The following is a 10084-nucleotide window of genomic DNA, read 5'->3' as shown; positions in this document are numbered from 1 at the left end:
ACGGCGAACCTTCGAAAGTGACAAATTTGGATTCGTCGAGGGTTTCGGTGGTTTCGAGTAGCGGGGTATCGGACATGAGGATGAGGTGCCTTGGCCGAGAGCAAACACCCATTCTAGCGGTTCGCGCAGGAGCGGGTTTGGACGGCGGATCAGGATTGTCGGAACAGGTTTCAGGCAATTTGAGCGAGGCTTTCGCCCAATGCCCGATCTTTCCAAGATGGGGTGACGCCACCAAATCGCAAGTGATTGTTTTGGTTAGTGAAAGCGTGGGGACAATGTTTCGATACGCGGTGCCCTGTCGTCCTGATTTTTATAAAAAATCAGGAAAATACCGGAAAAAAATGGCCAAATCCTGCATTTCTTCCCTTTCGCCAAGCCTAAAAGCGGCGGCTGATTCGTTACAATGCCGAACTGGGGTTTTCATCGATGGGACGGAGTTTTGTTGGCTCCTGTTGGCTCCTTGAGGTCCGGTTTGTACCGCTTTTTAGCTGTTTTTAGCGGTTGAGCAGCCGATTTCCCATCCCGATCGCCCGTGCCGCCTTTCCACTACCGTCGATAAATCATGTCTCTTTTCTCAGCCGTCGAGCTTGCCCCCCGTGACCCGATTCTGGGCCTGAACGAAGCCTTCAACGCCGATCCGCGCACGACCAAGGTCAATCTCGGTGTGGGCGTGTATTTCAACGAAGAAGGCAAGATTCCGCTTCTGCGCGCTGTTCGTGAAGCCGAAAAAGCACGGGCGGAACTTGCTGCTCCGCGTGGATATCTGCCTATTGAAGGCATTGCCGCTTATGACTCAGCCGTACAAAAGCTGCTGCTCGGCAATGATTCGCCGCTTATCGCCGACGGCCGCGTGATTACGGCGCAGGCGCTGGGTGGAACGGGTGCGCTCAAGATTGGCGCCGACTTTCTGAAGCGGCTGAATCCCACCGGCAAAGTCGCCATCAGCGACCCGAGCTGGGAAAACCACCGCGCGTTGTTCGAATACGCGGGTTTTGAGGTCTTGAACTACCCGTACTACGACGCAGCCACGCACGGCGTGAAGTTCGACGCCATGCTGGAAGCGTTCAACGGCTATCCGGCCGGAACGGTCGTCGTGTTGCACGCGTGCTGCCATAACCCGACCGGCGTCGACCTGACCCCGGCGCAGTGGCAACAAGTGGTGGCAACGGTCAAGGCACGCTCGCTGGTTCCGTTCCTCGATATCGCTTATCAGGGCTTCGGCGAGAACATCGACGCTGACGCTGCGGCCGTCCGTCTCTTTGCCAAGGCAGATCTCAACGTATTCGTGTCATCGTCGTTCTCCAAATCGTTCTCGTTGTATGGCGAGCGCGTGGGCGCACTGTCGATCATTACGAGCGCCAAGGAAGAAGCCACGCGCGTGTTGTCGCAACTCAAGCGCGTGATCCGCACGAACTATTCGAATCCGCCGACGCACGGTGGTTCAGTTGTCGCCGCAGTCCTCGCTTCGCCCGAATTGCGCGCTACGTGGGAACAGGAACTCGGCGAAATGCGGGACCGCATTCGCGCCATGCGCAACGGCCTGGTCGAGCAAATCAAGGCAGCGGGCGTGCAGCGCGACTTTGGCTTCGTGAACCAGCAGCGCGGCATGTTTTCATACTCGGGCCTGACCTCGCCGCAAGTCGATCGTCTGCGCGAGGAATTCGGGATCTACGCCGTCAGCACGGGCCGCATCTGCGTGGCCGCGTTGAACACGCGCAACCTTGAAGTGGTGGCCAACGCCATCTCAACCGTGCTGAAGTAAGTTTGGTTTTCGTGTCTCCTTCGTGGTCTCAAAAACGGCGCTCCGTGTGAGCGCCGTTTTTTTTGAGATCACGGGTGTGCGGGTGTGTTGCGGACATGGGACCGTCCACGATTCTCCGCTCGCACCCTACCGATAAGCTTGTGACACCCGATCAACGCCCGTCGCGATGAATGTCGTGCGTGATGAAACCCGCGTCGTTGTTCGGCATATCCAGCCAATCGCGATGCGTGAGCGTGCCGCGAATATCGGACAAGCCGCTCTCCCAGTGCTCACGCATGGTCGACAACCCGAACTGATAATCCTTGTAGTGCCCTTCGTATTCCTTGTGCCGGTAGATGAGGTGAATCACGTTAAACCGCTTCGAACACGCGAGTTCCTCGGCCGTCTTGCACCAAGGGTCGCTGTTGCGGATATCCGCCGGTACTTTGTCCAGCACTTCCCTCAATACGTTTCGAAACCGCTGTGAGCGTTGCAAGGTGTCGGTAACCAGGCGCGTCCGGCTGGAGTACTGAATGTCCTTCACGCGCCCCATCACGTCGACAATGCTGTCCGGCACGGGCCCACGCGCGCTCCACAAATCGACCTGAAACGCGAGCGTGTCACGACGCGGCGTAGCCTGCACGATCTCGTAAAGCGGCGTATTGGACATCAGGCCACCGTCCCAGAAATACTCACCATCAATTTCGACGGCCGCAAAACCCGGCGGCAACGCTCCCGAAGCCATGAAATGCTCCGCACGCAACTTCATGTGAGTGTTGTCGAAATACGCAAAATTACCGGTAGCTACGTTCACCGCGCCCACCGACACCCGGGTCTCACGCGAGTTGATCCGATCGAAATCGCAGAACCGTTCGAGTGTCCCCTTGAGAGGACACGTGTCATAGAAGCTCGCCGTGTCCGGCTCTCCTGCAGCCAACGGTGACGGCGGCGGAAAACGCGGTATGAAAAACCCTTTCTGTCCTTCGACCAGTGCGCCCATGGCCTGCATGGCGGTGAAAGCCTTGCGAATCTCATCGGTGGAATTGAAGAACGCGTGCTCTACAAAAGCGGGCAACGGCGGCATGAAAGCAGGCTGGCAGATCGTCTCCCAAAACTCGAGCAGACGCGGCACACGATCCTCGGGCGCGTTCCCGGCAATGATCGCCGTGTTCAAAGCGCCAATAGATATCCCTGCAACCCAGTTCGGGTGAATCCCAACCTCGTTCAGCCCCTGATACACGCCCGCTTGATATGCGCCGAGCGCACCACCGCCCTGCAACATCAACGCGATGGTTTCATACGGCGGCAACTTGATACGCTTCTCCGCTTCAGGACCGCCCGATGCAAATGCCTCAGGCGATTCGCCAAGATCGAGCGACGTCACTTGGCGAGGCTCTTTAGTCCGTTTCATTCCTTTTGTCTCATTCTGTCTGCGTGCACTGCCCGTTCGCTCTGCCATCGATACTCCTGTTTGAAGGCTTACTGCATGTACCAGCCGTGACTCACCACGACCGATTGTCCCGTGAGCGCAGCCGTGGGGAAAGCTGCCAGGAACAGAACCGTTTGAGCCACGTCTTCCACCGTTGTGAACACGCCGTCAACGGTGCCGCCCAGCATCACGTCCTTGACCACGTCTTCTTCGGTAATACCAAGCTCCTTGGCCTGCTCAGGAATCTGCTTGTCAACCAACGGCGTGCGCACGAAACCCGGGCACACCACGTGCGAGCGCACGTGATGCTTCGCGCCCTCCTTCGCCAGCACACGAGCCAGTCCGAGTAACGCGTGCTTGGCCGTGACATACGCGGACTTGAGGGCCGACGCCTCGTGCGAATGCACCGATCCCATATAGATCACGACACCGCCGCGATCGTCCTTGTACATGTGCTTGAGCGTAGCTTTCGTGGTCAGAAACGCTCCGTCGACGTGAATGGCCTGCATCTTCTTCCAGTCGGAATACGCGTAGTTCTCGATCGGATTAACGATCTGCACGCCGGCATTCGACACCAGGATATCGACTGAGCCAAATTCCGCCGCCACCCGATCAATGCCGGTATTCACCGCCTGTTCGTCGGTAACGTCCATCACGAGGCCTAGCGCCCGGCCGCCCTGCGACCGGATCTGCTCGGCCACTGCGTCGGCGGCGTCCTGCTTCAGGTCCGCTATGGCGACCGCTGCGCCTGCCTCGGCAAGCGTCAGGGCAATTTGCTTACCGATCCCGCTCGCCGCGCCCGTGACCACCGCCACCTTGCCCGCCAGACTCGTATTCAGTGAGGTCATTTGTCGCCCCTCCTTCGTTCAGGTTCGAACAATGAAACCACGCAACGCCACGCCGATCAACCTCGATAAATGTCATAGACCATTCGGTCAGCTATTCGATGCCCTTGGGCCGCGCTATCGTTCAAACTCACGTCCAATGAACGTAAGGGCCGGCCAAGTCGGGCATGACCACGCGAATCCTGAAATCGGATTAAGCTTTGAAACCCGCCTGATGCAACCCCAACCCAAAACTGGAGATCACGAATATGAACTATCGTCGGCTAGGGCGTTCCGGCCTGCAGGTCAGCGAATTGTCGATCGGCTCGTGGGTCACCTACGGCACGCAGGTCGACCATCGCGCGGCGCGCGAGTCGCTCGCTGCCGCCCGCGATCACGGTGTAAATTTCTTCGATAACGCCGAGGTTTATTCCAAAGGCAAGTCCGAGGAAATCATGGGCCGCGCGCTGAAAGAACTCGCGTGGCCGAGGGTTAGCTACGTGGTGTCGACCAAGTTTTTCTTCGGTATCAACGAAGGGCCGAACCAACAGCAAACGCTCAGCCGCAAATACCTGCATAACGCCATTGACGGGTCGCTTGCTCGCCTGCAACTCGATTACGTCGATCTTGTGTTTTGTCATCGGCCAGATCCGCGTACGCCGATCGAGGAAACCGTATGGGCAATGAGCGACATCATCGCGCGCGGTAAAGCGCTGTATTGGGGCACATCGGAATGGAGCGCCGACGAGATTCGCACGGCGTACGACATTGCCGAGCGGCATCATCTGCATAAACCCGTGATGGAGCAGCCGGAGTACAACCTGCTGCATCGCAAGCGGGTCGAGAACGAATACAAGCGTCTCTATGAGGACATTGGATTGGGTCTGACAACCTGGAGTCCGCTCGCTTCGGGGTTGCTCACCGGCAAGTATCGCGATGGCGTTCCGTCGGACAGCCGTGCGCAGCTTCAAGGTTACGAGTGGTTGGCCAAGAAGCTGACCGACAAGGGCGCGAATAACATTGTTGGGCGCCTTGCGGAAGTATCCGACCAGCTTGACTGCTCGCTTGCACAGCTTTCACTCGCCTGGATTTTATTGAATCCGAGTGTCAGCACAGTCATTACCGGCGCATCGAGGGTCGAACAAATTCACGAGAATATGAAGGCCATCGACGTCGTGCAAAAGATCACGCCGGAGGTGAAGCAACGCATCGAGGAAATTGTGGGCGACGCGTTCGTCTGACGGGCTGGTCTGACGCGTTAGCCTTAACAAGCAGGGTCGTCGGCTACAATAACGACCCTGCCGCGTGCGCCTTGTGGTGCCGTAGCGCATCTTGGCGCTTAGGTACTTTCTTCGTCCGTCTGGCTCAGGCCGCGCTCATTCTCGTCTCGCTCACTCATTTTGCCATGCTCAGTTACCGACACGCCTTTCACGCAGGCAACCACGCAGACGTGCTGAAACACGCGGTCGTCGTGCAGTTGCTGCAACACCTTGCCCAAAAGGACAAGGCGTTTTGGTATATCGACACCCACGCGGGCGCCGGTGTGTATTCGCTGACCGACGGATTTGCGACCAAAACGGGAGAGTTCGAAACAGGCATTGCCAAGATTTGGACCAAGCGTGATTTGCCAGGCTTGCTCAAGGATTACGTCAAAGAGGTAAAGGCGCTGAATGCGGACGGCAAGCTGCAGTTCTATCCGGGCTCGCCCTATCTCGCTTGGCGAGTGATGCGCGAGCAGGATCGCATGCGGTTGTTCGAGCTGCATTCCACCGAAATCGATGTGCTGCGCCACAATTTCCGCGACGCCGGCCGGCGTGCAGTGCTCTTCGAAGGCGATGGTTTTGACGGCATCATCAAGCTGTTACCGCCACCGCCTCGTCGCGCGCTCGTCCTGATCGATCCGTCGTACGAAGACAAACGCGACTACGCACGCACGCTTAACTGCCTTGAGGAAAGCCTGAAGCGCTTTGCGACCGGCACCTATGCAATCTGGTATCCGCAGGTGACGCGGCTGGAGTCGCAGCGTTTCGCCGATCAATTGAAGCGCGTTCAACCCAAGAATTGGTTGCATGCTTCATTGACCGTGAGCAAACCTCCCGTCGACGGCTTTGGCCTGTTCGGGAGCGGCGTGTTTATCGTGAACCCGCCGTATACGCTTGCGGCTGAGTTGAAAGAGACGCTGCCCTATCTCGTCGACGCACTCGGTCAGGACAGCAAGGCGGCGTTCAAACTCGAACATCGTGGTGACTGATCACCTCTGAACCGTGCGCCGTTAATCAAGCGACGAGGTAACCGCACCGGTTACGGTATGCGGGTCTGACGATCGCTTTGGCACGGTCGATACAGGGCTCGGTGTTGCGACGGATTTCCGCGATGCAATGGGTACGGGCGTGATTATCGGGGGCTGCCCAGGAGACTGCCGCACTTGCGGCATTGCAGGCCTGGTTTGAGCTGGGGCCTGAGTTTGAGTGCCGGTTGACGCGCCGTAAGATGCACCGGAATGAGCTGACGTCGAACGTGGCTGATTCCGGTTATTGGACGGCGATGGCTGTGGGCTTGTGGAGGAGCCGTGCCCCTGCCCGCCATGATGTCCGCCCTGCTGAAGGTCGATATAAGGCGAAACAATGATCGTCTGCTGATCTTGCTGCGGCAATTCGGACAACTTGGCCATTGGACGCGCGGGCACCATGTCCGAACCATTCAACGGACCCGTTTGCAGAACGGTACCGCCCGCGCCGCTGTGAATCCCTGTCTGCGTGTCCAAAATAAGCGGCTGACCGCCTGCCTGGGCGAATGCGTCTGGCGTCGTCAAACCCGAAACAAGACATAGGGCCGCAATCGCCACAGATTTGATAGGTCGAAGTTCCGGACTCACAGCGCCCCCGATTGTCGAATAAATGATCGCCGACACGTATATCGGTCCGATTCATTTCACATCATATAAAAGCGCTTTACCTTACCGCGATGGCAAGCTTTAAGCTAGCTCTCCCGAAAGTCGACATTCAAGGAGATTCGATGACGTTCCCGAAAACCTTCCTCGCCGGCACAGCCGCGTTTGCAGTCTCAATCGCTGTCTCGATGCCCGCTGCGTTTGCACAGACGCCGGCATCTTCTGCATCGATGGGAGGCATGAATATGTCAGCCGCAAACGGCAACCAGGGCGATTCCGCCTCGACGAAGGAATTCCAGACAGCCGATCATTCGATGATGTCCGGCATGTCCGGCGTTGAGTACACCGGTGACGCCGATCATGATTTCGTCGCGCATATGGTCCCGCACCACGAGGGCGCCGTCGCGATGGCAAAGATCGAACTGAAGTACGGCAAGGACGCCAAGTTGCGGGCCTTGGCCAAGGAGATCATTGCTTCGCAGGACAAGGAGGTTACGTTCATGAAGCAATGGCTCGCAGCGCACCCGCAGAAAAAGTGACCACAATGACCTGAGCGGCGAACGTACCGCAGAAATGACAAAGCCCCGCACGCGGGGCTTGATCAATTTTTCAACCGGATGTTTTCGGTGAAATTACAGCGAGTAGCCTTCGGTTTCCAACGAGCGGATACGCTTTTCGAGTTGGACGATATCCGACGATTGGGCCAGATATTCTTCGCGACGATTACGTTCGGCGGTTTCAAACCAGACGCTGACTTTTTCGAGCAAGAATGCAAACATGATTTTTTCTCCAAGGATTTCAAATGAATCCCCGGCGGTTCGGGTCAGGGATATCCCTCGAAAGGGTTAACCCGGATTATAGAGCAACCGAGCTGGAGGTGTTAGTGAAATGCCTGCATTGGGTGCATTCTTATTTGGAATGGTGCATGCACCGCCACAGGACAAGTGGTTGATTCCTCTAGTGTTCTCGGAAATTTTCAGGCCGGCCTGTTGTTTTTGCACATTTATAGTGCGCAAATCAGACGAGCGGCCCTGCCCAGACGCACCAACACGATCACCCTGCCAGTCTTTCCAGAATGGGGCAATCGGGCCGGCCGTCACCTTGACAATTAACCGCCAAATGAGCGAGCGTGTCCCTCATATCCGTGAGTTCCGCGATGCGCCTATCCAGTTCCGCAACATGTTCCAATGCGATTGCCTTGACCTCAGCACTGGCGCGCTGCCGGTCCTGCCACAAGGCCAGGAGTTTGCGAATATCGTCCACCAGAAAGCCGAGCCGACGTGCCTGCCGAACAAAACGTAGCGCGTGAACCTCGTGAGTCCCGTACATCCTGTACCCCGATGCTGTCCGGTCAACCGGTGGCAAGAGGCCAACACTCTCGTAATATCGAATCATCTTCGCCGTCACGCCGGACGCGCGAGCCGCTTCGCCAATGTTCATCGCAGATGCTCCGAAATTTTCCATAGACTCTACACCTTCCAACGATAGGAAGGTATAGCATGGTTCGCTCTTACAAAAACCCAGGCAAGGAATTGATATGGCTGAATTTCAGGTAGAAGGCATGAGCTGCCAGCATTGCGTCGCCGCGGTTACGCGCTCAATCCACGAAATCGACGCCGCCGCGCAAGTTCAAGTGGATCTCGAACTCGGGCGTGTTGTGGTGGCATCGGCTGAAACCGTCGATGCGCTAAAGGAAGCGATCGATGAAGCGGGTTACACAGTCGTATCGGCGAAGGCCGCATGACTCGCGGGCCGCATTTCAGAGTTGCGTTGATTGGCGCGTCCGGGTTGCTTGGGCGCGCCGTTGCAAACGAACTGGCCACGATAACCCGGTGGCGGGTGATACGAACAGCGTTTCGTCATGGCGACGCGAACTCCATCACCCTCGATATCCGGGACGAGGGGGCCGTCCGCCATTTCGTCACTGACCAGGCGCCTGACGCAATCATTTTGGCTGCGGCCGAACGGCGTCCAGACGTTTGTGAGAATGATCCGATGCTTACGCGAGCCTTGAATGTCGACGCATTACGTTATATCGCGAGCGCCGCACGGGAACTTGATTCGTGGATCCTGTCCATCTCGACCGATTATGTCTTCGATGGCACAGAAGCACCCTATCAGCCGGATGACGCGCCGAATCCCCTTAACGCCTACGGTCGCAGCAAGCTTGAGGGAGAGCAGGCGCTGCTGCAATCCGGTGCGCGGTCCTGCGTGCTGCGGTTGCCGCTCCTTTATGGCCCGGTGGTCGACTGGGGTGAGTCGGCGGTGACAAGCTTAGCGCCGGCAATCGTGGAGTCGGCTCGCGGGGTAGCTCCGGCGGTGATGGACGCTTGGGCAACGCGCTACCCCACCTTCACGCCTGATGTGGCGGTTGTGATCCGGCAGTTGTTGGAGCGTCATGAAATTGGTGAATCAGTTACCGGCGTGATGCATTGGTCCGGCGACGAGCCAATGACAAAGTTCGACATTGCGCAGCGGATCGCGAAAGTGCTGAACATTGATGCACGCATCACAGCACAACGAACACCGATCGATGCCACTCCGCGCCCACGGGACTGCCATCTCACTTCGGATGCGTTGGAGGTTTTGAACATAGGACAACGAACCCCTTTCGACACCGCGATCCGTACGGTGCTACAAAACTGGCCACGCCCGACAAACTTATAAGAGACCGTGAAATTCGGACATAGCCAACCAAGCGATCTCCGAATTCAACGGTTCGTCACATCTGCATCTCGCCGCTTGGCGAATAGTGAAAGATAGCCAAGGTGTCAGTTTTGACGTCGGCCTGAGACTGACGGTTTCCTCACGCGGCTGAATAAGCTTGCATGGCGGACTGAAGATTTATGGTCCTATCGAACGAGTGATTTAAGCGAGAAGAACTTCACGATTCACGTGTTGAAGAAGGCGAAAGCGGGTGATGGAGGGGTGTTCGGAGCGGGGTTTTGAAGGGTGGAGCCTGAAACGCAAAAACCCCACCTTTGTGGGGTGGGGTTTTGGCGAAGCTGCGATGGACTGCAGCGAATGAGGAGCCTGACGATTACCTACTTTCACACGGGTATCCGCACTATAATTGGCGTGTAGTCGTTTCACGGTCCTGTGCTGGATGGGAAGGGGTGGTAACAACTCGCTATGGTCAACAGGCATAAGGGGGGTGTTCAGTCGCGTGCAGCGGTGCAACTGAACCAATCTGGGGAAGA

At 57.2% G+C, this 10084-nt stretch carries 11 protein-coding genes and 1 rRNA gene; 7 read left to right on the top strand and 5 right to left on the bottom strand.

The genetic code is table 11. The features are described 5' to 3' along the window. Together JWR14_RS34110 and JWR14_RS34105 are read left to right on the top strand one after the other, a co-directional pair. Nucleotides 1–464: hypothetical protein (locus tag JWR14_RS34110; protein ID WP_299718295.1), on the top strand; the 464-nt coding region annotated here is incomplete at its 5' end. 98 nt (nucleotides 465–562) lie between these two features. Further along, entirely contained in the window at nucleotides 563–1762 is a 1200-nt protein-coding gene (locus tag JWR14_RS34105; protein ID WP_299718293.1) for an amino acid aminotransferase, read from the top strand. A gap of 151 nt (nucleotides 1763–1913) precedes the next feature. On the opposite strand, the gene JWR14_RS34100 is transcribed toward JWR14_RS34105, so the two are convergent. Continuing rightward, nucleotides 1914–3152 carry a patatin-like phospholipase family protein gene (locus JWR14_RS34100; protein ID WP_299718291.1) on the bottom strand — a complete coding sequence of 413 codons (1239 nt, stop codon included), beginning with the start codon at nucleotides 3150–3152 and terminating at the stop codon, nucleotides 1914–1916. A 68-nt stretch (nucleotides 3153–3220) separates the two neighbouring features. Next, nucleotides 3221–4018: a 3-hydroxybutyrate dehydrogenase gene (locus JWR14_RS34095; protein ID WP_299718289.1), complete on the bottom strand. Its 798-nt coding sequence runs from the start codon at nucleotides 4016–4018 to the stop codon at nucleotides 3221–3223. Nucleotides 4019–4263: 245 nt separating this feature from the next. On the opposite strand from JWR14_RS34095, the gene JWR14_RS34090 reads away from it, so the two are divergent. The 3 genes from JWR14_RS34090 to JWR14_RS34080 all read left to right on the top strand — a co-directional run bounded on the left by JWR14_RS34090 (nucleotide 4264) and on the right by JWR14_RS34080 (nucleotide 7423). Further along, on the top strand, nucleotides 4264–5235 hold the full coding sequence (locus tag JWR14_RS34090; protein ID WP_299718287.1) for an aldo/keto reductase: 972 nt from the start codon (nucleotides 4264–4266) through the stop codon (nucleotides 5233–5235). Nucleotides 5236–5399: 164 nt separating this feature from the next. Next, nucleotides 5400–6245, top strand: a complete 846-nt coding sequence (rlmJ, locus tag JWR14_RS34085) for a 23S rRNA (adenine(2030)-N(6))-methyltransferase RlmJ (protein WP_299718285.1) — start codon at nucleotides 5400–5402, stop codon at nucleotides 6243–6245. A gap of 764 nt (nucleotides 6246–7009) precedes the next feature. Next, on the top strand, nucleotides 7010–7423 hold the full coding sequence (locus JWR14_RS34080) for a DUF305 domain-containing protein (protein ID WP_299718283.1): 414 nt from the start codon (nucleotides 7010–7012) through the stop codon (nucleotides 7421–7423). Nucleotides 7424–7516: 93 nt separating this feature from the next. Here the strand turns inward: JWR14_RS34080 and JWR14_RS34075 are convergent, their stop codons facing one another. Together JWR14_RS34075 and cueR are read right to left on the bottom strand one after the other, a co-directional pair. Further along, entirely contained in the window at nucleotides 7517–7663 is a 147-nt protein-coding gene (locus tag JWR14_RS34075; RefSeq protein ID WP_086382270.1) for a DUF3563 family protein, read from the bottom strand. A gap of 274 nt (nucleotides 7664–7937) precedes the next feature. Beyond that, nucleotides 7938–8324 carry a Cu(I)-responsive transcriptional regulator gene (cueR, locus tag JWR14_RS34070; protein WP_299718276.1) on the bottom strand — a complete coding sequence of 129 codons (387 nt, stop codon included), beginning with the start codon at nucleotides 8322–8324 and terminating at the stop codon, nucleotides 7938–7940. 97 nt (nucleotides 8325–8421) lie between these two features. On the opposite strand from cueR, the gene JWR14_RS34065 reads away from it, so the two are divergent. Next, complete coding sequence (locus tag JWR14_RS34065; protein WP_299718274.1) at nucleotides 8422–8628, top strand: cation transporter; 207 nt, start codon at nucleotides 8422–8424, stop codon at nucleotides 8626–8628. Next, complete coding sequence (locus JWR14_RS34060) at nucleotides 8625–9551, top strand: SDR family oxidoreductase (protein ID WP_299718272.1); 927 nt, start codon at nucleotides 8625–8627, stop codon at nucleotides 9549–9551. Before JWR14_RS34065 ends, JWR14_RS34060 begins: the two co-directional genes overlap by 4 nt. A 364-nt stretch (nucleotides 9552–9915) precedes the next feature. Here JWR14_RS34060 and rrf read toward each other — a convergent pair. Then, nucleotides 9916–10028: ribosomal RNA gene (gene rrf / locus JWR14_RS34055) — 5S ribosomal RNA — on the bottom strand. Nucleotides 10029–10084: the final 56 nt, after the last annotated feature.

The sequence above is a fragment of the Caballeronia sp. genome (assembly GCF_028292365.1).
Classification (GTDB): domain Bacteria; phylum Pseudomonadota; class Gammaproteobacteria; order Burkholderiales; family Burkholderiaceae; genus Caballeronia.
Note: the sequence above shows the minus strand (reverse complement) of the source record. Positions and strands in the feature narration are given on the sequence as shown.